Raw genomic sequence first — 23,709 nt, 5'->3', positions numbered from 1 at the left:
GCCCCGCATGGCCGTACAAGACCTGCTGTCACAGGATGAGATCGACGCGCTGCTGCATGGCGTCGACGATGGCCTGGTCGAGACCGAGGCCGATGCCGACCCCGGCAGTGTCAAGAATTACGACCTGACCAGCCAGGATCGCATCGTCCGCGGACGCATGCCGACCCTGGAGATGATCAACGAGCGCTTCGCCCGCTACACCCGCATCAGCATGTTCAACCTGCTGCGCCGCTCCGCCGATGTGGCGGTGGGCGGGGTGCAGGTGATGAAGTTCGGTGAATACGTGCACTCGCTGTACGTGCCGACCAGCCTCAACCTGGTGAAGATGAAGCCGCTGCGCGGCACCGCCTTGTTCATCCTCGACGCCAAGCTGGTGTTCAAGCTGGTGGACAACTTCTTCGGCGGCGACGGCCGCCACGCCAAGATCGAGGGCCGCGAATTCACTCCGACCGAGCTGCGCGTGGTGCGCATGGTCATCGATCAGGCCTTCGTCGATCTCAAGGAAGCCTGGCACGCGGTGATGGACGTCAACTTCGAGTACATGAACTCGGAAGTGAACCCGGCCCTGGCCAATATCGTCAGTCCCAGTGAAGTGGTGGTGGTCTCCACCTTCCATATCGAGCTGGACGGCGGTGGCGGCGATCTGCACATCACCATGCCCTATTCGATGATCGAGCCGATCCGCGAGATGCTCGACGCCGGTTTCCAGTCCGATGTCGACGATCAGGACGAGCGCTGGATCAAGGCCCTGCGCGAGGACATCCTCGACGTCAGCGTGCCGCTCGGAGCCACCCTGGCGCGCCGCGAACTCAAGCTGCGCGACATCTTGCACATGCAGCCCGGAGACGTGATTCCGGTGGAGCTGCCGGAACAGATGATCATGCGCGCCAATGGCGTGCCTGCCTTTAAGGTCAAGCTGGGTGCCCACAAGGGCAACCTTGCTTTGCAGATTCTCGAGCCCGTGGAGCGCCTGCGCTGACGCGTAGGGGCCCAGGGTCCATATTCCGGTCAGTCGCGCTGTCGGCTCGACTGACCCTCAGATAAACAGCCAGCCGAGGTAGAGCGATGGCAGACGAAAACGAAGGCACCAGCCCAGAAGAGCAGGCCCTGGCCGACGAGTGGGCCGCAGCCCTCGCCGAAGCCGGTGATGACGCCGGCCAGGCCGACATCGACGCGCTGATGAACCAGGGTGCTGGCGCCGCGGCTCCGGCCGCGCCGCGCATGGCGATGGAAGAGTTCGGTGCCGCGCCCAAGCCGGGCAACGGGCCGGTGTCGCTGGACGGGCCGAACCTGGACGTGATCCTCGATATCCCGGTGTCCATCTCCATGGAAGTGGGCAGCACCGAGATTTCCATCCGCAACCTGCTGCAGCTCAATCAGGGCTCGGTGGTGGAGCTGGACCGTCTGGCCGGCGAGCCGCTGGACGTGCTGGTCAACGGCACCCTGATTGCCCACGGCGAAGTAGTGGTGGTCAACGAGAAGTTCGGCATTCGCCTGACCGATGTGATCAGCCCCAGCGAACGCATCAAGAAGCTGCGCTGAGGCGATGATGCGCGCACTCTGCAGCCTCTTCCTGCTGGCGCCCTTGACGGCGCTGGCCGCCGAACCGGTCGCCAAGGCGGTGACCACACCGATGGCCAGCAGCGACATCGGCAGCCAGCTGGCGCAGCTGCTGCTCGGCCTGTTGCTGGTGATCGGCCTGATCTTCGCCCTGGCCTGGGTGATGCGCCGGGTGCAGCAGATCGGCCCGCGTGGCAATCAGGCGATCAAGTTGGTGGCCAGCCAGGCCCTGGGCCCGCGCGACCGCCTGCTGCTGGTACAGGTGGGCGGTGAGCAGGTGCTGCTCGGTCTCACTGCCGGACGCATCACGCCGCTGCACGTGCTCAAGGAGCCGGTAAGCCTCGAAGCTGCCGAGCCCGCCACGCCCGAATTCGCCCAGCGCCTGATGGAGCTGCTCGGCAAGGACCAGAAGGACCACAAGGAATGAGCGCCTGGCGCATTCTGCTGACGCTGTTGCTGGTCATCGCCGCGCCTCTGGCGTTCGGTGCCGACGATCCGCTGTCGATTCCCGCCATCACCCTGAGCACCAACGCCGAAGGGCAGCAGGAGTATTCGGTCAGCCTGCAGATCCTGCTGATCATGACGGCGCTGAGCTTCATCCCGGCATTCGTCATGCTGATGACCAGCTTCACCCGGATCATCATCGTGTTTTCCATCCTGCGTCAGGCCCTGGGCCTGCAGCAGACACCGTCGAACCAGATCCTCATCGGCCTGGCCCTGTTCCTGACCATGTTCATCATGGCGCCGGTGTTCGACAAGATTAACCAGGACGCCTTGCAGCCCTATCTCAACGAGCAGCTGCCGGCCCAGCAGGCCATCGCCAAGGCCGAGGTGCCGATCAAGGAGTTCATGCTGGCGCAGACCCGTGCCTCGGACCTGGAGCTGTTCGTGCGTCTGTCCAAGCGCACCGACATCGCCTCGCCGGAGCAGGCGCCGCTGACCATCCTGATCCCGGCCTTCGTCACCTCCGAGCTGAAGACCGCGTTCCAGATCGGTTTCATGATCTTCATCCCGTTCCTGATCATCGACATGGTGGTGGCGAGCATCCTCATGGCCATGGGTATGATGATGCTGTCGCCGCTGATCATTTCACTGCCGTTTAAGATCATGCTGTTCGTTCTGATCGATGGCTGGGCGCTGATCATGGGCACCCTGGCCGGCAGTTTCGGCACGTTATAGAGGACGCGCAGATGACCCCCGAAGTCGCCGTCGACCTGTTTCGCGAGTCGCTCTGGCTGACCGCCCTGATCGTCGGCCTGCTGGTGCTGCCGAGCCTGCTGGTGGGCCTGCTGGTGGCCATGTTCCAGGCCGCCACCCAGATCAACGAACAGACCCTGAGCTTCGTTCCGCGCCTGCTGGTGATGCTGCTGACGCTGATGTGGGCCGGCCCCTGGCTGGTGCGCGAGCTAATGGAGTACACCCAGACGCTGATACAGAACATCCCGCTGTTGATCGGCTGATGCTCGAGCTGACCAACATGCAGATCGGCGGCTGGGTGGGCCAGTACCTCCTGCCGCTGTTCCGCATCGCCTCCATGCTGATGGTCATGCCGGTGATCGGCACCCAGTTGGTGCCGATGCGGGTGCGCCTGTACCTGTCTCTGGCGATCTGCCTGGTGCTGGCGCCGAACCTGCCGCCGATGCCGCAGGTGGACGCCGTGAGCCTGCAGTCCATGCTGCTGATCGGCGAGCAGGTGCTGGTCGGGGTGATGTTCGGGTTCGTCCTGCAGTTGTATTTCCACCTGTTCACCGTGGCCGGGCAGATCATTGCCATGCAGATGGGCCTGGGCTTCGCCTCCATGGTCGATCCGGCCAACGGCGTGTCGGTGCCGGTGCTGGGGCAGTTTCTGCTGATGCTGGTGACCCTGCTGTTCCTGGCCATGAACGGCCACCTGGTGGTGTTCGAGGTGCTGGGGGAAAGCTTCGTCACCCTGCCAGTGGGCGAAGGCTTGCTGCTGGATCACTACTGGACGATGGCCGGCAAGTTGACCTGGGTGATTGCGGCCGGCCTGCTGATGGCGCTGCCGGTGGTCACCGCGCTGCTGATCATCAACCTGGCCTTCGGCGTTATGACCCGCGCCGCGCCGCAGCTGAACATCTTCTCCATCGGCTTCCCGCTCACCCTGGTACTCGGCCTGTTCATCTTCTGGCTGGGTATCTCCGACTTCCTCGCGCATTTCCAGGTGTTTACCAGCGAGGCCCTGCAACAACTGCGCGAAGTCGCGCGCGTGCGCTGAGGAGGCTCTGCGATGGCTGAGAGCGAAAGCGGCGCGGACAAGAGCGAGGAACCCACCAGTAAGCGCCTGGAAGAGGCGCGCAAGAAAGGCCAGATAGCCCGCTCCAAGGAGCTCAGTACCCTGGCGGTGACTTTCGGCGGCGCCGCAGCGCTGTTGATCTATGGCGCCGACATGGGCCAGTCGATGCTGGACATGATGCGCGGCAACTTCTCCCTGCCGCGCGAGGTACTGCTGGATGACGGTTCCATGGCTCGCTATCTGCTGGCCACTGGTATGGAGGCGCTGCTGGCCCTGCAGCCGTTCTTCGTGGTCATGCTCATCGCTTCCATCGTCGGCCCCGTTGCCCTGGGCGGCTGGCTGTTCTCCGCCGAGGCGCTGCAGCCCAAGTTCAGCCGGATGAACCCACTGGAAGGGCTCAAGCGCATGTTCTCCACCAAGGCCCTGGTGGAGCTGCTCAAGGCCCTGGCCAAGTTCGTGATCATCCTGATGGTGGCCCTGGCGGTGCTCAAGTCGGACCAGGACGACCTGCTGGCCATCGCCAACGAGTCGGTCGAGTCGGCGATCCTGCATGCCATGCAGGTGACCGGCTGGAGTCTGCTGTGGATGGCCTGCGGGCTGATCCTGATTGCCGCCGTGGACGTGCCGTTCCAGCTCTGGGACACCAAGCAGAAGCTGATGATGACCAAGCAGGAGGTCCGCGACGAATACAAGGACAGCGAGGGCAAGCCCGAGGTCAAGTCGAAGATCCGCCAGTTGCAGCGGCAGATGGCCGAGCGGCGGATGATGCAGCAGGTGCCCGAGGCCGACGTGGTGATCACCAACCCGACCCACTTCGCCGTGGCGCTGAAGTACGACCCGGCCAAGGGCAATGCGCCGATGCTGCTGGCCAAGGGTGGCGACTTCCTGGCGCTGAAGATTCGCGAGATTGCCCAGGAGCACAAGGTTACCCTGCTCGAATCGCCGGCCCTGGCGCGGGCGGTGTTCTACTCCACCGAAGTGGACCAGGAGATCCCCGCGGGCCTGTACCTGGCGGTGGCTCAGGTACTGGCCTACGTCTACCAGCTCAAGCAGTTCCGCTCCGGCAAGGGCAAGCGTCCGGCGCCGCTGTCGAATCTGCCCATCCCGCCGGACCTACGTCGCGACGAGTGACGTGTCACTCGATCACGCCACAGGCCACCCGTGCGCCGCCACCACCCAGTGGCTTGGGATGGTCGGCATGGTTGTCGCCTCCGGCGTGGATCATCAGGGCATGGCCCTTGAGCTCGTCCAGGCTCTTCAGACGTGGCGCCAGTACCGGCTGCCCGGCCTTGCCGCTGGCGTCCACATACAGCGGCGGCAGGTCGCCGCGGTGGGCGTCGTCCTCCCAGGGGCTGCCGTGACGCGCGCTGCCGTCCGGGTCCCAGTGGCCGCCCGCCGCCTCGGCGGCGGAGGCCTGGCCGTCCTTCTCGGCGGGTTTGCAGTCCGGTTTGGCATGCAGGTGGAAGCCGTGCAGGCCAGGCTCAAGGCCCGAAAGGGCAGGGCTGAACACCAGGCCGTAGAGACTCTGTTCGACCTTGACGGTGCCGAGCGGCTGGCCGACGCCATTGGCGTCCACGGCATTGAGCTGGACCGTCAGCGGTGCGGCCTGGGCCACGCTGGTTAAGCCGAGCAGGGCGGCGATAAGGCACTTTTTCATGGGTTCTTCCTCGGATGTCTGAACTGCATGTGACCCATGACCTACGCCCCGGGTTTCCCTCGAATACGTTGCGTTTCAAGGCCTTGAGGAAACTGGCCGACTTCTTGCTCTAACCTCGCCACGGCGCTTCTTCGCGTCAAAAGATTGAACTGGCTGGGGTAATCAAGTGGCAGTGGATCGGGCGCAACTCATCGGTGATGTACGCAGCAACCTGGCGGGGTTGCGCCACGGCAATCTGGGCATTCCGCTGCTGCTGCTGGTCATGCTCGCCATGGTCATGCTGCCGATTCCGCCGTTCCTGCTCGACGTGCTGTTCACCTTCAGCATCGCCCTGTCCATCGTGGTTCTGCTGGTGGCCATCTACTCCCTGCGGCCGCTGGACTTCGCCGTATTCCCCACGGTGCTGCTGGCCGCGACCCTGTTGCGCCTGGCGCTGAACGTCGCCTCCACGCGGGTGGTGCTGTTGCACGGCCAGGAGGGCCACGATGCCGCGGGCAAGGTGATCCAGGCCTTCGGCGAGGTGGTAATTGGCGGCAACTACGTGGTCGGTGCCGTGGTGTTCGCCATCTTGATGATCATCAACTTCGTGGTGGTCACCAAGGGCGCCGGGCGCATCTCCGAGGTGAGCGCACGTTTCACCCTCGATGCCATGCCCGGCAAGCAGATGGCCATCGACGCCGACCTCAACGCCGGCCTGATCGACCAGGCCGAGGCCAAGAAGCGCCGCGTCGAGGTGGCCCAGGAGGCCGACTTCTACGGTTCGATGGACGGTGCCTCGAAGTTCGTTCGTGGCGATGCCGTCGCCGGCCTGCTGATCCTCTTCATCAACCTGATCGGTGGCATGGCCATCGGTGTGCTGCAGCACGACCTGGCTTTTGCCGAGGCCGGGCGCATCTACACCCTGCTGACCATCGGTGACGGCCTGGTGGCGCAGATCCCGTCTCTGCTGCTGTCCACCGCCGCCGCGATCATGGTGACCCGCGTTTCGACCTCGGAAGACATGGGCGCCCAGGTCAGCCGGCAGATGTTCGCCTCGCCCAAGGCTTTGGCCGTGTCGTCGGCGATCATGATCGCCATGGGCCTGGTACCGGGCATGCCGCACTTTTCCTTCATCAGCCTCGGCCTGGTGGCCGCCGGTGCGGCCTACTGGATCGCGCACAAGCAGCGCAAGACCAAGGAGGACGCGGTCAAGGAAGTCCAGCGCCAGCAGGAGCTGCTGCCGGCGCAGAAGGCCCAGGAGGTCAAGGAGCTGGGCTGGGACGACGTGACCCCGGTGGACATGGTCGGCCTGGAAGTGGGTTACCGCCTGATTCCGCTGGTCGACCGCAACCAGGGTGGCCAGCTGCTGGCGCGGATCAAGGGCGTGCGCAAGAAGCTGTCCCAGGAAATGGGCTTCCTGATGCCATCCGTGCATATCCGCGACAATCTTGACTTGTTGCCCAACGCCTACCGTTTGACCCTGATGGGCGTCAGCGTGGCCGAGGCCGAGGTGTATCCGGAGCGCGAGCTGGCGATCAACCCCGGCCAGGTGTTCGGCACCCTCAACGGTATCGCCGCCAAGGATCCGGCGTTCGGCCTGGAAGCGGTGTGGATCGACCCGACCCAGCGCGACCAGGCGCAGTCGCTCGGCTACACGGTGGTGGACGCCAGCACCGTGGTCGCCACCCACCTCAACCAGGTGCTGCACAAGCATGCCCATGAACTGCTCGGCCACGAAGAGGTCCAGCAATTGATGCAGCTGCTGGCCAAGAGCTCGCCGAAGCTGGCCGAGGAGCTGGTGCCGGGCATGGTCTCGCTGTCGACCCTGCTCAAAGTACTGCAGACCCTGCTGCAGGAGCAGGTGCCGGTGCGCGACATCCGCAGCATCGCCGAGGCCATCTCCAACGTGGCCGGCAAGAGTCAAGATCCCGCCGCGATGGTGGCCGCGGTTCGCGTCGCGCTTTCCCGCGCAATCGTGCAAAGCATTGTGGGACTAGAGCCGGAGCTGCCTGTGATCACTCTAGAACCCAGGTTGGAACAGTTATTGCTCAATAGCCTGCAGAAGGCCGGTCAGGGCTCCGAGGATGGCATCCTCCTCGAGCCCGGCATGGCCGAGAAGCTGCAACGCTCCCTGGTGGAAGCGGCGCAGCGCCAGGAAATGCTCGGCAAACCGGTGATCCTGCTGGTAGCCGGTCCGGTCCGGGCGATGCTCTCGCGATTCGCGCGGCTCGCCGTACCGGCCATGCACGTACTGGCCTACCAAGAAATACCGGATAACAAGCAGGTCACGATCGTTGCTACGGTCGGCCAGAACTGAGGGTTCTAAGCCATGCAAGTCAAACGCTTCTTCGCCGCCGATATGCGTACCGCCATGAAACTGGTGCGTGATGAGCTGGGCGCCGATGCCTCCATCATCGGCAATCGCCGTGTGGCCGGTGGCGTGGAGCTGACCGCTGCCCTGGACTACCAGCCGACCGCTCCGGCACGTCAGGCCAACCCGGCGCTGGAAGCCGAGCTGCGCAAGACTCAGGCGAAGATCGCCAATGCCCAGGCCGAGCTGACCATTCGCGCCGTGGCCGACGAGCGCAAGGACCGCCAGCTGTTCGCCAACGAATCGCTGGTCGCCCCGGAGCTGCCGGCCACCGCCGTCAAGGCTCAGCGCCCGGTGGCCGCCGCACAGCCCGCAATCAAGCCGGCTGCCGCTGCGGTGGATCAGCGCGCCCTGGATGCCATGCGCTTCGAGCTGCACGGCCTGCGCGAGCTGATCGAAGTACAGCTGGGCTCCATCGCCTGGGGCCAGCTGCAGAATCGCAAGCCGCAACAGGCCAACCTGTGGCGCCGCCTGCAGCGCATGGGCCTGTCCGCCGAGCTGTCCAAGGCCCTGCTGGAGCGCGTGGCCAAAGTCGCCGAGCCGCGTCAGGCCTGGCGCATGCTGCTGGCCCACCTGGCTCATGCGATCAAGACGCCCGAAGTGGAGCCGCTGGAAGAGGGCGGTGTGATCGCCCTGGTCGGCCCGGCCGGCATGGGCAAGACCACCACCCTGGCCAAGATGGCGGCGCGCTACGTGCTGAAATACGGCCCGCAGAGCATCGCCCTGGTCAGCATGGACAGCTTCCGCATCGGCGCCCAGGAGCAGATCAAGACCCTCGGTCGCATCCTCAACGTACCGGTGACCCAGGTCGACCCGGGCCAGTCCCTGGTTCAGGCCCTGGCCCCGCTGGCGCGCAAGAAAGTGGTGCTGATCGATACCGCCGGCCTGCCAGGCAATGATCCGGCTCTGCGTCTGCAGTTGGAGAGTCTGGCCGCGCGTGGGGTCAAATCGAAAAACTATCTGGTGCTGGCCGCTACCAGCCAGGCTCAGGTGCTCAAGGCCGCCTATCACAGCTACAAGCAGTGCGGCCTGGCCGGGTGCATCCTGAGCAAGGTCGATGAAGCCGCCAACCTGGGTGAAGTTCTGGGGCTGGCTATCAGCCAGCATCTACCGGTAGCCTATCTGGCAGATGGGCCGAAGATTCCGGACGATCTGCAGGTGCCGCGCAGCCATCAGCTGGTGAGTCGCGCCGTGAGCCTGCAGACCGCCGAAGATCCAAGCGAGGAGGCCATGGCGGATATGTTCGCCGGCCTGTACCACCACCCGGCGCGCCGCGTGGGATAAGGCAGGCGGCAGCGTGCAAGGCGTTCTAGTGTTAGGAAAGGGTCGGTGTGGTTGCCCGACCAGCCCAGTCCAGGCAAGTCAAGGTAAGAGAAGAACATGGGTAGTATGCATCCCGTACAGGTGATCGCAGTCACAGGCGGCAAGGGCGGTGTCGGCAAGACCAATGTGTCGGTGAATCTGTCGCTGGCGCTGGCCGACCTCGGTCGCCGGGTCATGCTGATGGACGCCGACCTGGGCCTGGCCAACGTCGACGTCCTGCTCGGCCTGACCGCCAAGCGCACCCTGGCCGACGTGATCGCCGGCGAGTGCGATCTCAAAGATGTGCTGATCCAGGGTCCCGGCGGCGTGCGCATCGTGCCGGCCGCCTCGGGCACGCAGAGCATGGTGCAGTTGTCGCCGGTGCAGCATGCCGGCCTGATCCAGGCCTTCAGCGACATCAGCGACAACCTCGATGTCCTAGTCATCGACACCGCCGCCGGCATCGGCGACGGCGTGGTCAGCTTCGTGCGCGCGGCGCAGGAAGTCATCGTGGTGGTCTGCGACGAGCCGACTTCGATCACCGACGCCTATGCGCTGATCAAGCTGCTCAATCGCGACTACGGCATGAGCCGCTTCCGCGTGCTGGCCAACATGGCCCATACGCCGCAGGAAGGGCGCAATCTGTTTGCTAAGCTGACCAAGGTAACCGACCGTTTTCTCGATGTGGCTTTGCAATACGTCGGGGCAGTGCCCTATGACGAGTCCGTACGCAAGGCCGTGCAGAAGCAGCGCGCGGTATACGAAGCCTTCCCGCGCTCGAAATGCGCACTGGCGTTCAAGGCGATCGCCCAGAAAGTCGACACCTGGCCGCTGCCGGCCAACCCGCGCGGCCATCTGGAGTTCTTCGTCGAGCGTCTGGTGCAGCAACCGATCGCGGGTACGGCCGTATGACAGCAGCCAGTGGACTACGCATGTACAACAAGGCGCAGGCGCAGGATTCCCAGCACCAATTGATCGAGCGCTACGCGCCCCTGGTCAAGCGCATCGCCTATCACCTGCTGGCACGCTTGCCGGCCAGTGTGCAGGTCGACGACCTGATCCAGGCGGGCATGATCGGTCTACTGGAAGCTTCGAAAAAATACGACGGCAGCAAGGGCGCCAGCTTCGAAACCTACGCCGGCATCCGCATCCGCGGCGCCATGCTGGACGAGGTGCGCAAGGGCGACTGGGCGCCGCGTTCGGTACACCGCAATACCCGCATGGTCAGCGACGCGATTCGTGCAATCGAGGCGCGCACCGGAAGAGACGCTAAAGATCAAGAGGTTGCGGCCGAACTCCAATTGAGTCTCGAGGATTACTACGGCATCCTTGGCGACACTCTGGGCAGTCGCCTGTTCAGCTTCGACGACCTGGTTCAGGACGGCGAGAGCGGCGGTCTGCACGAGGATGTCAGCAGCAGTCACGGAGGGCCCTTGCATGGTCTGGAAGATGAACGCTTCCAGGCGGCCCTGGCCGATGCCATCGCCAACCTGCCGGAGCGCGAGCGCCTGGTGCTGTCGCTGTACTACGACGAAGAATTGAATTTGAAGGAAATCGGCGAAGTCCTGGGGGTCAGCGAATCCCGGGTCAGCCAGTTGCACAGCCAGTGCGCCGCGCGTTTGCGGTCCAGGCTGGGCGAGTGGCGGGCCAGCTGACGGCGAGCCGGTTTCATGATTTGCGACGCTACCGGGCTGCCGGAGGCGTTTAGGACTGTACGGAGGTCGACTTGGACAAGAACATGAAAATCCTCATCGTTGACGATTTTTCGACGATGCGACGGATCATCAAGAACCTCCTGCGTGATCTGGGGTTCACCAACACCGCGGAGGCCGACGACGGCAACACCGCTCTGCCCATGCTGCAGAGCGGCAGCTTCGACTTCCTGGTGACTGACTGGAACATGCCCGGCATGACCGGCATCGACCTGTTGCGCGCGGTGCGCGCCGACGACCGCCTGAAGACCCTGCCGGTACTGATGGTGACTGCGGAAGCCAAGCGCGAGCAGATCATCGAGGCCGCCCAGGCCGGTGTGAACGGCTATGTGGTCAAGCCGTTCACCGCCCAGGTGCTTAAGGAGAAGATCGAGAAGATCTTCGAACGGGTTAACGGCTGATGTCCGCCGCGAGGGCGCTATGGCACACGATGATTCAACCCTGGGCGAACTCGAATCGACCCTGAAGACACATGCTACCCAACTCGTCGACAGCCTTGAGAAGGGTCGCTTCGGCGAAGCGGTACAGCTGATCCACGAGTTGAGCAAGGCGCGCGATCACGGCCTGTACCAGGAAGTCGGCAAGCTCACCCGCGAGCTGCACAACGCGATAGTCAATTTCCAGATCGACCCGCACATGCCGGGCGCCCAGGAAATCTCGCAGATCTCCGATGCCACCGAGCGTCTGTCCTACGTGGTCAAAATGACCGAGAAGGCGGCCAACCGCACCATGGATCTGGTCGAGCAGAGCGCGCCGCTGGTCAACGACCTGGGCGACGAGGCGCAGAGCCTGTCGGCCGAGTGGGGCAAGTTCATGCGCCGCGAGATGGGCGCCGACGCCTTCCGTGACCTGGCCAAACGCATCGAGCTGTACCTCGCCCGCAGCGAGCGCGACAGCCAGAAACTGTCCGGCCACCTGAACGACATCCTGCTGGCGCAGGACTTCCAGGACCTCACCGGGCAAGTGATCAAGCGGGTGACCCAACTGGTCACCGAAGTGGAAAGCAATCTGCTCAAGCTGGTGCTGATGGCCAGCCATGTCGACCGTTTCGCCGGCATCGAACACGACCATGCCGTGCTCCGCGCCGAGCAAGAACAACAAAAAGAGCCTTCCAAGGGTGAAGGTCCGCAGATTCATGCCGATAAGCGTGAGGACGTGGCGTCCAGTCAGGACGACGTCGACGATCTGCTGTCCAGCCTTGGATTTTAAGGCTCTAACAGAGCCTTTGGAGCGCACCGATGAGCTTCGACGCCGATGAAGAAATCCTCCAGGACTTCCTGGTAGAGGCCGGCGAAATTCTTGAGTTGCTGTCCGAACAACTGGTCGAGCTGGAAAGCCGACCCGATGACATGGACCTGCTCAATGCGATTTTCCGTGGTTTCCACACCGTCAAGGGTGGCGCGGGCTTCCTCCAGCTGAACGAGCTGGTGGAGTGCTGCCACATTGCGGAGAACGTGTTCGACATCCTGCGCAAGGGTGAGCGTCGCGTTACCGCCGAACTGATGGATGTGGTGCTGCAGGCGCTGGACTCGGTCAACGAGATGTTCAGCCAGGTGCGCGAGCGTACTGAGGTGACTCCCGCGACTCCCGAGCTGCTGGCCGCGCTGTCGCGCCTGGCCGAGCCGGAGAGCGCCGACGAACTGGCCGCCGTGGCCGAACCGGAGCCGGAAGCGGCCGCCGCTGAAGACATCTCCGACAGCGAGTTTGAACAGCTCTTGGATGCCATCGGCGATCAGCCGGCGGAAGCGCCTGCGCCGGCGGCCGGCGGCGACGAAATCACCGACGACGAATTCGAAGCGCTGCTCGACCAGTTGCATGGCAAGGGCAAATTCGCTGCGGATGAGGTTCCTGCCGTTTCGGTTAAGCCTGCCGCTCCCGCGCCGGCAGCCGGCGGTGACGAGATCACCGACGACGAATTCGAAGCGCTGCTCGACCAGTTGCACGGCAAGGGCAAGTTCTCCGCCGAAGAGCCGACGCCTACGCCCAAGCCGGTAGCCGCCGCCCCCGCAGCTGCAGGGGGCGACGAGATCACTGACGACGAATTCGAAGCACTGCTCGATCAGTTGCATGGCAAGGGCAAGTTCACCGGCCCCGACGAGGGCGCCGCGCCCGCTGCCAAGCCTGCCGCCGCTGCCCCGGCCGCCAAGAAGGCTGAGCCGAAGAAGGCCGAACCGGCCAAGCCTGCCGCCAAACCGACGGCCAAGCCCGAGCCGGTCAAGGCCGCCGCTGCGGCGCCGGCGCCAGCAGCAGCTGCCGCAGGTGGTGCGCCAGCCGGTGCCGCCAGCGAGGCGGAAACCACGGTGCGGGTCGATACCGCGCGCCTGGACGAGATCATGAACATGGTCGGCGAACTGGTGCTGGTGCGTAACCGCCTGGTGCGCCTGGGTCTGAACAGCGGCGACGAGGCCATGGCCAAGGCCGTGTCCAACCTCGACGTGGTCACCGCCGATCTGCAGACCTCGGTGATGAAGACCCGCATGCAGCCGATCAAGAAGGTATTCGGGCGCTTCCCGCGCCTGGTCCGCGATCTGGCGCGCAACCTGAAGAAAGAGATCAACCTGGAGCTGATCGGCGAAGAGACCGACCTCGACAAGAACTTGGTCGAGGCCCTGGCCGACCCGCTGGTCCACTTGGTGCGCAACGCCGTCGACCACGGCATCGAGGGGCCGGAGGAGCGCGAAGCCGCAGGCAAGGCGCGCGGTGGGCGAGTGGTACTCTCCGCCGAACAGGAAGGTGACCACATCCTGTTGTCGATCTCCGACGACGGCAAAGGCATGGACCCGGAAATTCTCCGCGCCAAGGCGGTGGAGAAGGGCCTGCTGGACAAGGACGCAGCCGACCGCCTGAGCGAGACCGAGTGCTACAACCTGATCTTCGCCCCGGGCTTCTCGACCAAGACCGAGATTTCCGACGTGTCCGGCCGTGGCGTGGGCATGGACGTGGTGAAGACCAAGATCTCCCAGCTCAACGGCATCATCAACGTGCACTCGGCCAAGGGCCAGGGCTCGAAGATCATCATCAAGGTGCCGCTGACCCTGGCGATCATGCCGACCCTGATGGTGATGTTGGCCAACCAGGCCTTCGCCTTCCCGCTGGTCAACGTCAATGAGATCTTCCACCTCGACCTGTCGCGCACCAACGTGGTGGACGGTCAGGAAGTGGTGATAGTGCGCGACAAGGCGCTGCCGCTGTTCTACCTCAAGCGCTGGCTAGTCAATGGCGCATCCAGCGAGGAGCAGCGTGAGGGGCATGTGGTGATCCTTACCGTGGGCAGCCAGCGCATCGGCTTCGTGGTCGATCAGCTGGTGGGCCAGGAAGAGGTGGTGATCAAGCCGCTCGGCAAGATGCTGCAGGGCACGCCCGGCATGTCTGGCGCTACCATTACCGGCGACGGGCGCATCGCCCTGATCCTCGACGTGCCGAGCATGCTCAAGCGCTACGCACGTCGCATCTGATTGATCACGGCTGGCCCGGCCAGTCGCTCTGGAGTGTTTATGGCAGTCAAGGTCCTGGTGGTGGATGATTCCGGCTTCTTCCGCCGCCGGGTCTCGGAGATTCTCTCCGCCGACCCCGATATCCAGGTGGTCGGTACCGCCACCAACGGCCGCGAGGCCATCGATCAGGCCCTGGCACTGAAGCCGGACGTGATCACCATGGACTACGAGATGCCGATGATGGACGGCATCACGGCCGTGCGGAACATCATGCAGCGCTGTCCGACGCCGGTACTGATGTTCTCCTCGCTGACCCACGAGGGCGCCCGCGTTACCCTCGATGCGCTGGATGCCGGTGCGGTCGACTACCTGCCGAAGAACTTCGAGGACATCTCGCGCAACCCCGAGAAGGTCAAGGCCATGTTGTGCGAGAAGGTGCATACCATCGCTCGCAGCAACCGCCGCTACAGCACCTTCAGCGCGACGCCCAGCGCTGCTCCTGCCAGCAGCACGTCCAGCGCCTCGGCGCGCCCGGCGACTGCCGCGCCTGCTCCGGCCGCCAGCCGGCCTAGCACAGCTCCCGCACCGGCGGCGCCCAGTGGCGCCCCAAAGCGTAAATCCTACAAGCTGGTCGCCATCGGCACGTCCACCGGCGGCCCGGTCGCCCTGCAGCGGGTGCTGACCCAGCTGCCGGCCAACTTTCCGGCGCCCATCGTGTTGATCCAGCACATGCCGGCGGCCTTCACCAAGGCTTTTGCCGAGCGTCTGGACAAGCTGTGCCGGATTACCGTCAAGGAAGCCGAGGACGGCGATCTGCTGCGCCCTGGCCTCGCCCTGCTGGCTCCCGGCGGCAAGCAGATGATGGTCGACCCGCGCGGCTCGGTGCGTATTCTCCCGGGTGACGAGCGCCTGAACTACAAGCCCTGCGTCGACATCACCTTCGGCTCCGCCGCCAAGTCGTTCAGCGACAAGGTGCTGGCCGTGGTGCTCACCGGCATGGGCGCCGATGGCCGCGAAGGCGCGCGCCTGCTCAAGCAGGGCGGCAGCCAGGTGTGGGCCCAGGACGAAGCCAGCTGCGTGATCTATGGCATGCCCATGGCGGTGGTGAAGGCCAATCTGGCCGACGCCGTGTACGGGCTGGACGATATCGGCCGGCACCTGGCCGAGGCCTGTATCTGATGGATGTACTGAGCCTTATCGGGATCATCCTGGCGTTCGTCGCCATCCTGGGCGGCAACTACCTGGAAGGCGGCCATGCCGGGGCGCTGCTCAACGGCCCGGCTGCGCTGATCGTGATCGGCGGCACCCTTGGCGCGGCGTTTCTGCAGGCACCGATGAGCGTGTTCAAGCGTTCCCTGATCATCCTGCGCTGGATCGTCTTCCCGCCGCGCGTCGACCTGGCCGGCGGCATTGCCAGTGTGGTCGGCTGGAGCATGGTGGCGCGCAAGGAAGGGCTGCTCGGCCTCGAACCGGTCGCCGATGCGGAGCCCGATCCCTATGCCCGCAAGGGCCTGCAGTTGCTGGTGGATGGCGCCGAGCCGGAAGCCATCCGCAGCATCCTCGAGGTCGATCTGTACACCCAGGAAGGACGCGATATCCAGGCGGCCAAGGTGTTCGAGAGCATGGGCGGCTATGCGCCGACCATCGGCATCATCGGTGCGGTGATGGGCCTGATTCATGTCATGGGCAACCTGGCCGACCCGAGCAAGCTGGGCGCCGGCATCGCCGTGGCGTTCGTCGCCACCATCTACGGCGTGGCCTTCGCCAACCTGTTGCTGTTGCCGATTGGCAACAAGCTCAAGTCGATTGCGGCGCGTCAGTCGCGTTACCGCGAAATGCTCCTGGAGGGCATCCTCTCCATCGCTGAGGGCGAGAATCCGCGCTCCATCGAGTTGAAGCTGCAAGGCTTCATGGACTGACGGGGGTAGGGGACCGACATGGCCCGGCGGCGCCACCACGAGGAACACGAGAATCACGAGCGCTGGCTGGTGTCCTACGCGGACTTCATCACCCTGCTGTTCGCCTTCTTCGTGGTGATGTACTCGATTTCCTCGATCAACGAAGGCAAGTACAAGGTGCTCTCGGAAAGCCTGGTCGGCGTATTCAGCGAGCCGGAGCGGGCGATCAAGCCGATTCCCATCGGTGAGGAGAAGCCGCGGACCACCGAGCCCGATCGCTCGATGATCGAGGACAATCCCAATAGCAGCACCTCCAGCGAAGACCCCAGCGATCCGCTGCAGAAGATCGCCAGCAGTATGCGCGATGCCTTCGGCGACCTGATCGCCTCCGAGCAGCTGACCGTGCGCGGCAACGAGTTATGGGTGGAGATCGAGCTGAATTCCAGCCTGCTGTTCCCCAGCGGCGATGCGGTGCCCAACGAAATGGCCTTCACCCTGATCGAGAAGGTGGCGAAGATCCTCGCGCCCTACGAGAACCCGATCCACGTCGAAGGCTTCACCGACAATCTGCCGATCAGCACCGCCCAGTACCCCAGCAACTGGGAACTTTCCACGGCGCGGGCGGCCAGCATAGTGCGGATGCTGGCGATGGACGGAGTCAATCCCGGACGTCTGGCGGCGGTCGGCTATGGCGAATTCCAGCCGGTGGCCGACAATGCCACTGACGAGGGGCGTTCACGCAATCGTCGCGTGGTACTGGTGATCTCGCGCAACCTGGATGTGCGCCGCAGCGTCAGTGGTGTGGGCAGCGGCCATGCCAAGCCCGATGCCGCCCTGAGACGGGCTGGCACGCAACCTGCACCGGCACAGCCACAGGCGGCACCGGTGAGCGGTTCCGCCAATATTCCGACGCCCGCACCCTGAGGCGTCATCCAGTTCTCGGCAGGGGGACGGCCAGGCCGGGAGGACGAAGAAGATGAAAGTCTGGGCAATAGCCAATCAAAAAGGTGGAGTCGGCAAGACCACCACCTCCATCGCTCTGGCGGGCCTGCTGGCCGATGCCGGCAAGCGCGTGGTGGTGGTCGATCTCGACCCGCATGGTTCGATGACCAGCTATTTCGGCCATGATCCGGATAGCCTGGAGCACAGCAGCTTCGATCTGTTCCTGCAGCAGGGCACGGTGCCGGACGGCCTGCCGGCGCGCCTGCTGCTGCCGACCAGCCACGAGAACATTTCCCTGCTGCCTTCCAGCACCGCGCTGGCCACCCTGGAGCGCCAGTCGCCGGGGCAGAACGGCTTGGGCCTGGTGGTCGCCAAGAGCCTGGCGCAGCTGTGGGAAAAGTTCGACCACGCCATTATCGACAGCCCGCCGCTGCTCGGCGTGCTGATGGTCAATGCGCTGGCCGCGAGCCAGCAGCTGGTGATTCCGGTGCAGACCGAGTTCCTCGCCGTGAAAGGGCTGGAGCGTATGGTCAGCACCCTGGCCATGATCAATCGCTCGCGTAAGCAGCCGCTGCCCTACACCATCGTGCCGACCCTGTTCGACCGCCGCACCCAGGCTTCGCTGAATACCCTGCGGGTGCTGCGCAACTCCTATCCGGAGCACCTGTGGCAGGCCTACGTGCCGGTGGATACGCGTCTGCGCGACGCCAGCCGGGCAGGGCAGACGCCCTCCCAGTTCGACAACAACAGCCGTGGCGTCATCGCCTATCGCGCGCTGCTCAAGCACCTGCTGGCGGGGCAACCGGCCAGTCAGGTAGCCTGACGGAGCAGGCTATGCTGATCAGACCGGTTCAAGTGATCGGCCAGCCCTGCCGATAGTCTGTAAGACCTATTTCGTGGAACTCCCTATGAGCCGTACCGCCGCCACCGCCACTCGCCCACAGCAGGCCCTGCAGTCCTACCTGGATGCGCTGCTGCAGGACGCGGCTGTCGAGCTGGAACAGGAGCTGAGTTTCGACGAGTTCGAGGCCGCCGTGCTCGAGGAACAGGTGCGCGATGCTCGTCGCGTGGAGGCCAAGCCGGTACTGGCCAGGTCGCTGGCCCTGGCGGAAGCCAAGCCGCAGGTGCTGCCGACCATCGAGCTGCGCATGCCGGAAGTGCCGCCGGTCATCGAGGTGTCTGTGGCACCGGCCGAGCCGGAAGTTGAAGTGCAGGTGGCGCAGGCGCCAGCGCCGGCCGCCGCGCCGAGCCTGGAGGGGCGGCCGAGCTGGGCGGAAGAGCCCTTCGAATGCCTGTTGTTCGACGTAGCCGGTCTGACGCTGGCCGTGCCGCTGGTATGCCTGGGCACCATTCACCCGCTGGCGGGCACCGAGCTGACGCCGCTGTTCGGTCAGCCGGACTGGTTCCTCGGCCTGCTGCCGGGGCAGGACTGCAATCTGAAGGTGCTGGACACGGCGCGCTGGGTGATGCCCGAGCGCTACCGCGAAGACTTCCGCGACGGCCTGCAGTACGTGATTTCCGTACAGGGCTATGAATGGGGCCTGGCGGTACACCAGGTCAGCCGCTCGATCCGCCTGGACCCGAGCGAGATCAAATGGCGCAGCCAGCGTTCGCAACGCCCCTGGCTGGCCGGTACGGTGATCGAGCACATGTGCGCGCTGCTGGATGTCTCGGCCCTGGCCGAGCTGATCGCCAGCGGCGCCACGCGCAACGGAGCGATCCGCACGAATTGAATGCAACGCCCCGTTCCGTGCGGGGCTCTATAGTTAACGACAAGCGGGCACACCCGCGAACTTGACCGAGGCTAGGGACATGAAGAAATCGTCAGCGCAAGGTTCCGAAGATCCGATTCTGCAGTGGGTGACCTTCCGCCTGGATAACGAGACCTACGGCATCAACGTGATGCAGGTGCAGGAAGTGCTGCGCTACACCGAGATCGCTCCGGTTCCAGGTGCCCCGACCTACGTACTGGGCATCATCAACCTGCGCGGCAACGTGGTCACCGTGATCGACACCCGCCAGCGCTTCGGCCTGTCGCCGGCGCCGGTCACCGACAACACCCGTATCGTCATCATCGAGGCGGACAAGCAGGTGGTCGGCATCCTGGTCGACAGCGTCGCCGAGGTCGTCTACCTGCGCCAATCGGAAGTCGAGACCGCGCCGAACGTGGGCAACGAGGAGTCGGCCAAGTTCATCCAGGGCGTGTGCAACAAGAACGGCGAGCTGCTCATCCTGGTCGAACTGGACAAGATGATGAGCGAGGAAGAGTGGTCCGAGCTGGAGAGCATCTGACCCATGCTGGAGATCGCGGTGGCCGTGCTCGGCGTGTTCAGCGTGCTGCTTGCCGTCTTCTGCTATCAGCTGTCGCTGAAGCTGCGCCAGCAGGCGGAGCTGCAGAAGGAGCGCGACGCTGTCCGCGATCAACGCGTGAAAGAACTGTCCCGCCGCCTGGATGCCTACCTCACCGGCAGCATCCGCATGGGCGAGGAGCTGCATGAGCTGCGCCGCGTGGTGGCGCCGCTGCCGGACAAGCTGAACCAGATGGAGCAACGCGATCCTTCCAGCCTGTCCTTCACCCAGGCCGCCCGCCTGGTGGGGATGGGCGCCAGCGTCGATGACCTGACCCATTCCTGCGGCCTGACCCAGGCCGAGGCCGAGCTGGTCAGTCGCTTGCACAAGGCGCCAAAGCAGCGTTCTTGAGCCTCTCCCTTACATCCTTCGGTTCTGACTTTCCCATCTCGCGGCGCTAACCGTTCCAAGCGCGCGACATCCCTCTGCCTAAGCTGAATACATGGAGCTGACTTCCCGAGGAGGCCGCCATGCGTTCTGCATTGTTGTTGCTGTTGTGCCTGGTCGTGCCGAGTGTGGGTGCCAGCGAGGCGCCGCTGGAGGTTCGCGGCGCCACCACGGTGAATGCCGTGCAGGCACGCCAGCTCTACGAGTTCGGCGTGCTGTTCATCGATGTGCGTCCGGCCCGCGAATGGGGCTGGGGGCATGTGCACGGGGCGCTGCATCTGCAGCTGGACCAGCGCTTCGCCGAGCTGTCCGGGCCGGACTGGCCGCGCAGCATGCCCATCGTCCTGTACTGCGACAGCGAGGTCTGCCCGGAGAGTGCCGAGGCCGCGCGCCTGGCCGTGGGCTGGGGCTTCCAGCAGGTCTATTACTTCCGTTCCGGCTACTTTGCCTGGCAGCTGCTGGATTTCCCCCAGGGCCGGGGGCAGGAGGGTGAGCTGTTCGCCTTTATCGCTGGGGAGCCGCCAACAGCGGCCGGTCAGACTGCGGAGTGACATCGCGCTCCGCCGGATCCTCGACGAAGCCGGCCGGACGCTTGCCCTTGAGGTACCAGGCGAAGGCGATGATCTCGGCGATGGTGCGGTACAGCGGCTCGGGAATCGCGTCGCCCAGCTCCAGGCGCGCCAGCAGGCGCACCAGTTCGGCATTCTCGTAGATCGGTACTTCGTACTCGCGGGCGATGGCCAGGATCGCCTCGGCCAGCTCGTCGTCGCCCTTGGCGGTGAGGCTGGGCGCGTTGCTGCCGTCGTAGGAGAGGGCGATGGCCTGGCGCGGGGCTTTATCCTGCTTCATGCGGTTTCATCCACCCAGCGCTGTTCCAGATTGGTCTTCGGGCCTTGTGGTGGCATGCCCTGGCGACAGCTCAGCTCGCCGACTTCCAGGCCGGCGCCGAGCAGGCGCTGGCGCAGATTGTCCAGCTCCTGATCGATCAGCTGGGCGGTATCCGCGCGCTCGGCCCACAGCTGGCTAGACAGGCTGCCGCGCAGCAGCTGCGCCTGCACCTGCAGCGGGCCCAACGGGTCGAGATCGAAGGCCAGGTCGATGCGCCACAGCGTTTCCTTCTGCTCCTTCTTGTTGCCGGTGTTGCCCGGCTCCTCGCGCTGCAGCTTGACCTGCAGCGGCACCACGTCGTGCTGGTTGCGCATTGGTAGCTCCAGCTGCCAGGTGGTCAGCAGGTTGCCTTCGGGCGTTACCTGGGACTGCGCCAGGCTCGACAGCTGGTGAGTCTGCAGGCGCGACACGGCGGCAGCGGCCAGCTTGAGCAGGGCCTCGAGATCGGCTTCCTCGTCCATCGACTGCAACAGGCGCGAGGGCAGGGGGAAGCTCATGGCCTGCTGGCGCAGGCCGACCTGGCCGAGCGCGCCGAGGGCGTTACGCACGAAGGCGGGCATGGCTTGAGCCATTGCACCGCCGGCGCTGGCGGCAGGCAGTGACGCGCCGCCCGGTAGCGTCGGCAGCAACTGGGCGACCAGGCGCAGCAGGCTGGCCTTGAGGTCCTGCGGCAGGTTCTGGGTCTGCCCGCTGAGCAACTTGGCCTCGAGAAACACGCCGCTCTGCTCCATGGCCTTAGCCAGGCCTTCGGCGCTGCCCAGCTGCTTGCCGTCCGGCAGCATGCCGAGCAGCTTGTCGATGCTGGTGCGCAGCTCGGTCGGCAGGCCGTCCTGCTGGGCCATGCCCTGCAGGCCCTTGAACAGGCCTTCGAGCGAACCCTGGCGGCTCTGCTGAGCGGCCAGTTGCTGGCCCAGCACCAACTGGTCCAGGCGCCCGCTCAGCGGCAGGAAGTTGAGCGCCTGGCTGCCCTGCACCTGGGCGGTGAGCAGGCTGCCGATGGGCAGCGGCAGTGGGGTTTCCACGCTCAGCTTGCTGCCGGACAGCGAGGTGTTGAGCAGATTGACCACCACCCGGTAGAGCGCCTGCTGGGTCTTGAGCTGGGCGATCTGCTCACGGGACTCGACCTTGCCCTGCAGCAAGGTGCCGACCGGCAACTGTTCCAGGTCCAGGCTGGTCAGCAGGCGCGTGTCGCCGCCCTGCAGGGCCACGGCCAGACGAGTCTCGGATAGCGCGGTGACGGCCAGCGTGGTGCCCTGGGCCAATGGACGTGGGCTGCTGGCCTCGAGCGTGGTCTGCTTGCCGCCGTTCAGGGTCAGCTTGAGCAGCAGCTGGAAGCTCTGCGCCACCTCTTTGGCTGCCAGCACCTCGGCCTTGGCGGTTTCGCCGGCGGCCAGCATACCTTCCAGGGGTTGCAACAGCTTCACCGCCAGATCGGCGGCGCTGGGCGTGGCGGGGCGGACGACCGGCGACGTCGCGGGAAGCGGGCGAGGACTGCTGATTTCTGCCATGGCCGGGTCACACCCTGTCAAAAAGCCGGCTTCGGAGGGTAAAGCCCGGCATGTATAATGCCGGCCGTTTCGGGCTGGCTGTACGGTCAACTTGCCACAGTATAGCGGCCAGCCCCCCTCTGACTTGAACCCCTCCGGGATGCCATGCAGTGATCAGTCCACGACTCCAAGCCGTTGCCCTCGCCTGCGAGCGGGACTGGCGTCTGCTGTTCGAGCACCTGGAGTTGGACCTCGCCGGCGGCACCTTGTTGCAGGTGTCTGGTCCCAACGGCAGTGGCAAGACCAGCCTGCTGCGCCTGCTGGCCGGGCTGATGCAGCCGATCTCCGGTGAAGTGCTGCTGAACGGCAAGCCGCTGGCCAGCCAGCATGGCGAACTGGGGCGCAGCCTGCTGTGGATCGGCCACGCGGCCGGCATCAAGGGCCTGCTCACCGCCGAAGAGAACCTCGCCTGGCTCTGCGCCTTGCACCAACCAGCTGCGCGCGATGCCATCTGGCAGGCGCTGGAAACGGTCGGTCTGCGCGGCTTCGAAGACGTTCCCTGCCACACCCTGTCCGCCGGCCAGCAGCGCCGCGTGGCCCTGGCCCGGTTGTACCTGGACGCGCCGCCGCTGTGGATTCTCGACGAGCCCTTCACCGCCCTGGATAAACAGGGCGTGGCGCAGCTAGAGGCGCACCTGGCCCGACACTGCGAGCAGGGCGGCCTGGTGGTGCTGACCACCCACCACAGCCTGAGCGAGAAGCCATCCGGCTATCGCGAACTGGATCTGGGGCGGCGCAGCGCATGAACAACGTCTTCTTCCTGCTGCTGTCGCGTGAAGCCCGCCTGCTGTTCCGCCGCCCGGCCGAGCTGGCCAACCCGCTGGTGTTCTTCGCCATCGTCATTGCCCTGTTCCCGCTGGCCGTGGGTCCCGAGACCAATCTGTTACAGACCTTGTCGCCCGGGCTGATCTGGGTAGCGGCGCTATTGGCCGTTCTGCTCTCGCTGGACGGGCTCTTCCGCAGTGATTTCGAGGACGGCTCGCTGGAGCAGTGGGTCCTTTCGTCGCACCCGCTGCCCCTTCTGGTCCTGGCCAAGGTGCTGGCACACTGGCTGTTCTCGGGGTTGGCCCTGGTGCTGCTGGCGCCGCTGCTGGCCCTGATGCTCGGTTTGCCCGGGCGCTGCCTGCCGGTGCTGCTGGCATCGCTGCTGCTCGGTACCCCGGTGCTGAGCCTGCTCGGCGCGGTGGGGGCGGCGCTGACCGTCGGCCTCAAGCGCGGCGGGCTGCTGCTGGCGCTGTTGATTCTGCCGCTGTACATCCCGGTGCTGATTCTCGGCACCGGGGCGCTGCAGGCGGCCCTGCAAGGATTGCCGGCGGCCGGCCACCTGTTGTGGCTGGCCAGCCTGACCGCCCTGGCGGTCACCCTGACACCCTTTGCAATCGGCGCCGGACTGCGAATCAGCGTCGGCGAATAACTAAAGAGTCACCGT

Annotated in this window: 27 protein-coding genes; 24 read left to right on the top strand and 3 right to left on the bottom strand. The window is 65.1% G+C overall.

The annotated features are described in order from the left end of the window. Positions 1–7 precede the first annotated feature (7 nt). The 7 genes from fliM (at position 8) to flhB (ending at position 4,945) form a co-directional block, all read left to right on the top strand. A complete protein-coding gene (fliM, locus tag OH686_RS02730) occupies positions 8–979 on the top strand; it encodes a flagellar motor switch protein FliM (RefSeq protein WP_289536059.1) in 972 nt (323 codons plus the stop codon). An 86-nt stretch (positions 980–1,065) separates the two neighbouring features. Then, entirely contained in the window at positions 1,066–1,542 is a 477-nt protein-coding gene (gene fliN / locus OH686_RS02725) for a flagellar motor switch protein FliN (protein WP_137972850.1), read from the top strand. 4 nt (positions 1,543–1,546) lie between these two features. Next, on the top strand, positions 1,547–1,987 hold the full coding sequence (gene fliO / locus OH686_RS02720) for a flagellar biosynthetic protein FliO (RefSeq protein ID WP_289536058.1): 441 nt from the start codon (positions 1,547–1,549) through the stop codon (positions 1,985–1,987). Continuing rightward, positions 1,984–2,739: a flagellar type III secretion system pore protein FliP gene (fliP, locus tag OH686_RS02715; RefSeq protein ID WP_137972852.1), complete on the top strand. Its 756-nt coding sequence runs from the start codon at positions 1,984–1,986 to the stop codon at positions 2,737–2,739. The genes fliO and fliP overlap by 4 nt, the downstream gene beginning before the upstream one ends. 11 nt (positions 2,740–2,750) lie before the next feature. Beyond that, positions 2,751–3,020 carry a flagellar biosynthesis protein FliQ gene (fliQ, locus tag OH686_RS02710; RefSeq protein WP_137972853.1) on the top strand — a complete coding sequence of 90 codons (270 nt, stop codon included), beginning with the start codon at positions 2,751–2,753 and terminating at the stop codon, positions 3,018–3,020. Further along, complete coding sequence (gene fliR, locus OH686_RS02705; RefSeq protein ID WP_289536057.1) at positions 3,020–3,796, top strand: flagellar biosynthetic protein FliR; 777 nt, start codon at positions 3,020–3,022, stop codon at positions 3,794–3,796. Before fliQ ends, fliR begins: the two co-directional genes overlap by 1 nt. A 12-nt stretch (positions 3,797–3,808) precedes the next feature. Then, on the top strand, positions 3,809–4,945 hold the full coding sequence (gene flhB / locus OH686_RS02700; RefSeq protein ID WP_289536056.1) for a flagellar biosynthesis protein FlhB: 1,137 nt from the start codon (positions 3,809–3,811) through the stop codon (positions 4,943–4,945). Between the two features lie 4 nt (positions 4,946–4,949). Here the strand turns inward: flhB and sodC are convergent, their stop codons facing one another. Continuing rightward, positions 4,950–5,471 (bottom strand): superoxide dismutase [Cu-Zn] SodC, encoded by a 522-nt coding sequence (gene sodC / locus OH686_RS02695; RefSeq protein ID WP_289536055.1) that lies wholly within the window; start codon positions 5,469–5,471, stop codon positions 4,950–4,952. A gap of 172 nt (positions 5,472–5,643) precedes the next feature. On the opposite strand from sodC, the gene flhA reads away from it, so the two are divergent. The 15 genes from flhA to OH686_RS02620 all read left to right on the top strand — a co-directional run bounded on the left by flhA (position 5,644) and on the right by OH686_RS02620 (position 20,396). After that, positions 5,644–7,767, top strand: a complete 2,124-nt coding sequence (gene flhA / locus OH686_RS02690) for a flagellar biosynthesis protein FlhA (RefSeq protein WP_289538791.1) — start codon at positions 5,644–5,646, stop codon at positions 7,765–7,767. A gap of 12 nt (positions 7,768–7,779) precedes the next feature. Continuing rightward, positions 7,780–9,105, top strand: a complete 1,326-nt coding sequence (gene flhF / locus OH686_RS02685; protein WP_289536054.1) for a flagellar biosynthesis GTPase FlhF — start codon at positions 7,780–7,782, stop codon at positions 9,103–9,105. A gap of 96 nt (positions 9,106–9,201) precedes the next feature. Then, positions 9,202–10,035 carry a flagellar synthesis regulator FleN gene (gene fleN, locus OH686_RS02680; RefSeq protein ID WP_137972858.1) on the top strand — a complete coding sequence of 278 codons (834 nt, stop codon included), beginning with the start codon at positions 9,202–9,204 and terminating at the stop codon, positions 10,033–10,035. Continuing rightward, on the top strand, positions 10,032–10,778 hold the full coding sequence (gene fliA / locus OH686_RS02675) for an RNA polymerase sigma factor FliA (RefSeq protein WP_137972859.1): 747 nt from the start codon (positions 10,032–10,034) through the stop codon (positions 10,776–10,778). The genes fleN and fliA overlap by 4 nt, the downstream gene beginning before the upstream one ends. Before the next feature lie 83 nt (positions 10,779–10,861). Then, positions 10,862–11,236 (top strand): chemotaxis response regulator CheY, encoded by a 375-nt coding sequence (locus tag OH686_RS02670; RefSeq protein WP_171016308.1) that lies wholly within the window; start codon positions 10,862–10,864, stop codon positions 11,234–11,236. A 19-nt stretch (positions 11,237–11,255) separates the two neighbouring features. Beyond that, complete coding sequence (locus tag OH686_RS02665) at positions 11,256–12,044, top strand: protein phosphatase CheZ (protein WP_289536053.1); 789 nt, start codon at positions 11,256–11,258, stop codon at positions 12,042–12,044. Positions 12,045–12,073: 29 nt separating this feature from the next. Continuing rightward, positions 12,074–14,290, top strand: a complete 2,217-nt coding sequence (locus OH686_RS02660) for a chemotaxis protein CheA (protein WP_289536052.1) — start codon at positions 12,074–12,076, stop codon at positions 14,288–14,290. 39 nt (positions 14,291–14,329) lie between these two features. Beyond that, positions 14,330–15,448 (top strand): protein-glutamate methylesterase/protein-glutamine glutaminase, encoded by a 1,119-nt coding sequence (locus OH686_RS02655; protein ID WP_289536051.1) that lies wholly within the window; start codon positions 14,330–14,332, stop codon positions 15,446–15,448. Further along, entirely contained in the window at positions 15,448–16,188 is a 741-nt protein-coding gene (locus OH686_RS02650; protein WP_289536050.1) for a flagellar motor protein, read from the top strand. The genes OH686_RS02655 and OH686_RS02650 overlap by 1 nt, the downstream gene beginning before the upstream one ends. Before the next feature lie 18 nt (positions 16,189–16,206). Beyond that, positions 16,207–17,091, top strand: coding sequence for a flagellar motor protein MotD (gene motD, locus OH686_RS02645; protein WP_289536049.1), 885 nt, complete (start codon positions 16,207–16,209; stop codon positions 17,089–17,091). Positions 17,092–17,143: 52 nt separating this feature from the next. Continuing rightward, entirely contained in the window at positions 17,144–17,932 is a 789-nt protein-coding gene (locus OH686_RS02640; protein WP_289536048.1) for a ParA family protein, read from the top strand. Positions 17,933–18,017: 85 nt separating this feature from the next. Further along, positions 18,018–18,842, top strand: coding sequence for a CheW domain-containing protein (locus OH686_RS02635; protein ID WP_289536047.1), 825 nt, complete (start codon positions 18,018–18,020; stop codon positions 18,840–18,842). Between the two features lie 79 nt (positions 18,843–18,921). Next, positions 18,922–19,401: a chemotaxis protein CheW gene (locus OH686_RS02630; RefSeq protein ID WP_137972867.1), complete on the top strand. Its 480-nt coding sequence runs from the start codon at positions 18,922–18,924 to the stop codon at positions 19,399–19,401. 3 nt (positions 19,402–19,404) lie between these two features. Continuing rightward, positions 19,405–19,809 (top strand): DUF2802 domain-containing protein, encoded by a 405-nt coding sequence (locus OH686_RS02625; protein WP_289536046.1) that lies wholly within the window; start codon positions 19,405–19,407, stop codon positions 19,807–19,809. Between the two features lie 119 nt (positions 19,810–19,928). Continuing rightward, positions 19,929–20,396: a rhodanese-like domain-containing protein gene (locus tag OH686_RS02620; protein WP_289536045.1), complete on the top strand. Its 468-nt coding sequence runs from the start codon at positions 19,929–19,931 to the stop codon at positions 20,394–20,396. On the opposite strand, the gene OH686_RS02615 is transcribed toward OH686_RS02620, so the two are convergent. Both OH686_RS02615 and fliK read right to left on the bottom strand, forming a co-directional pair. Continuing rightward, positions 20,350–20,694: an EscU/YscU/HrcU family type III secretion system export apparatus switch protein gene (locus OH686_RS02615; RefSeq protein WP_289536044.1), complete on the bottom strand. Its 345-nt coding sequence runs from the start codon at positions 20,692–20,694 to the stop codon at positions 20,350–20,352. The genes OH686_RS02620 and OH686_RS02615 overlap by 47 nt on opposite strands. Further along, complete coding sequence (fliK, locus tag OH686_RS02610) at positions 20,691–22,241, bottom strand: flagellar hook-length control protein FliK (RefSeq protein ID WP_289536043.1); 1,551 nt, start codon at positions 22,239–22,241, stop codon at positions 20,691–20,693. The genes OH686_RS02615 and fliK overlap by 4 nt, the downstream gene beginning before the upstream one ends. Positions 22,242–22,390: 149 nt before the next feature. On the opposite strand from fliK, the gene ccmA reads away from it, so the two are divergent. Then, positions 22,391–23,026 carry a cytochrome c biogenesis heme-transporting ATPase CcmA gene (gene ccmA / locus OH686_RS02605; protein ID WP_289536042.1) on the top strand — a complete coding sequence of 212 codons (636 nt, stop codon included), beginning with the start codon at positions 22,391–22,393 and terminating at the stop codon, positions 23,024–23,026. Further along, positions 23,023–23,694, top strand: coding sequence for a heme exporter protein CcmB (ccmB, locus tag OH686_RS02600; protein ID WP_289536041.1), 672 nt, complete (start codon positions 23,023–23,025; stop codon positions 23,692–23,694). The genes ccmA and ccmB overlap by 4 nt, the downstream gene beginning before the upstream one ends. Positions 23,695–23,709 lie beyond the last annotated feature (15 nt).

Origin of the sequence: Pseudomonas sp. SO81 (genome assembly GCF_030374125.1) — a bacterium.
Taxonomy (GTDB): Bacteria; Pseudomonadota; Gammaproteobacteria; order Pseudomonadales; family Pseudomonadaceae; genus Aquipseudomonas.
This window is presented reverse-complemented; position numbering and strand designations above follow the sequence as displayed.

Bases quoted from the DNA above. Each gene is read 5' to 3' on its own strand.
- flhB (WP_289536056.1), top strand. From the start codon at position 3,809: ATGGCTGAGAGCGAAAGCGGCGCGGACAAGAGCGAGGAACCCACCAGT.
- fliN (WP_137972850.1), top strand. From the start codon at position 1,066: ATGGCAGACGAAAACGAAGGCACCAGCCCAGAAGAGCAGGCCCTGGCC.
- OH686_RS02640 (WP_289536048.1), top strand. From the start codon at position 17,144: ATGAAAGTCTGGGCAATAGCCAATCAAAAAGGTGGAGTCGGCAAGACC.
- fliQ (WP_137972853.1), top strand. From the start codon at position 2,751: ATGACCCCCGAAGTCGCCGTCGACCTGTTTCGCGAGTCGCTCTGGCTG.
- OH686_RS02625 (WP_289536046.1), top strand. From the start codon at position 19,405: ATGCTGGAGATCGCGGTGGCCGTGCTCGGCGTGTTCAGCGTGCTGCTT.
- fliK (WP_289536043.1), bottom strand. From the start codon at position 22,241: ATGGCAGAAATCAGCAGTCCTCGCCCGCTTCCCGCGACGTCGCCGGTC.
- OH686_RS02670 (WP_171016308.1), top strand. From the start codon at position 10,862: ATGAAAATCCTCATCGTTGACGATTTTTCGACGATGCGACGGATCATC.
- fliA (WP_137972859.1), top strand. From the start codon at position 10,032: ATGACAGCAGCCAGTGGACTACGCATGTACAACAAGGCGCAGGCGCAG.
- fliM (WP_289536059.1), top strand. From the start codon at position 8: ATGGCCGTACAAGACCTGCTGTCACAGGATGAGATCGACGCGCTGCTG.
- OH686_RS02630 (WP_137972867.1), top strand. From the start codon at position 18,922: ATGAAGAAATCGTCAGCGCAAGGTTCCGAAGATCCGATTCTGCAGTGG.
- OH686_RS02665 (WP_289536053.1), top strand. From the start codon at position 11,256: ATGGCACACGATGATTCAACCCTGGGCGAACTCGAATCGACCCTGAAG.
- OH686_RS02620 (WP_289536045.1), top strand. From the start codon at position 19,929: ATGCGTTCTGCATTGTTGTTGCTGTTGTGCCTGGTCGTGCCGAGTGTG.
- OH686_RS02635 (WP_289536047.1), top strand. From the start codon at position 18,018: ATGAGCCGTACCGCCGCCACCGCCACTCGCCCACAGCAGGCCCTGCAG.
- flhF (WP_289536054.1), top strand. From the start codon at position 7,780: ATGCAAGTCAAACGCTTCTTCGCCGCCGATATGCGTACCGCCATGAAA.
- fliO (WP_289536058.1), top strand. From the start codon at position 1,547: ATGATGCGCGCACTCTGCAGCCTCTTCCTGCTGGCGCCCTTGACGGCG.
- motD (WP_289536049.1), top strand. From the start codon at position 16,207: ATGGCCCGGCGGCGCCACCACGAGGAACACGAGAATCACGAGCGCTGG.
- OH686_RS02650 (WP_289536050.1), top strand. From the start codon at position 15,448: ATGGATGTACTGAGCCTTATCGGGATCATCCTGGCGTTCGTCGCCATC.
- fliR (WP_289536057.1), top strand. From the start codon at position 3,020: ATGCTCGAGCTGACCAACATGCAGATCGGCGGCTGGGTGGGCCAGTAC.
- sodC (WP_289536055.1), bottom strand. From the start codon at position 5,471: ATGAAAAAGTGCCTTATCGCCGCCCTGCTCGGCTTAACCAGCGTGGCC.
- OH686_RS02660 (WP_289536052.1), top strand. From the start codon at position 12,074: ATGAGCTTCGACGCCGATGAAGAAATCCTCCAGGACTTCCTGGTAGAG.
- OH686_RS02655 (WP_289536051.1), top strand. From the start codon at position 14,330: ATGGCAGTCAAGGTCCTGGTGGTGGATGATTCCGGCTTCTTCCGCCGC.
- fleN (WP_137972858.1), top strand. From the start codon at position 9,202: ATGGGTAGTATGCATCCCGTACAGGTGATCGCAGTCACAGGCGGCAAG.
- OH686_RS02615 (WP_289536044.1), bottom strand. From the start codon at position 20,694: ATGAAGCAGGATAAAGCCCCGCGCCAGGCCATCGCCCTCTCCTACGAC.
- fliP (WP_137972852.1), top strand. From the start codon at position 1,984: ATGAGCGCCTGGCGCATTCTGCTGACGCTGTTGCTGGTCATCGCCGCG.
- ccmB (WP_289536041.1), top strand. From the start codon at position 23,023: ATGAACAACGTCTTCTTCCTGCTGCTGTCGCGTGAAGCCCGCCTGCTG.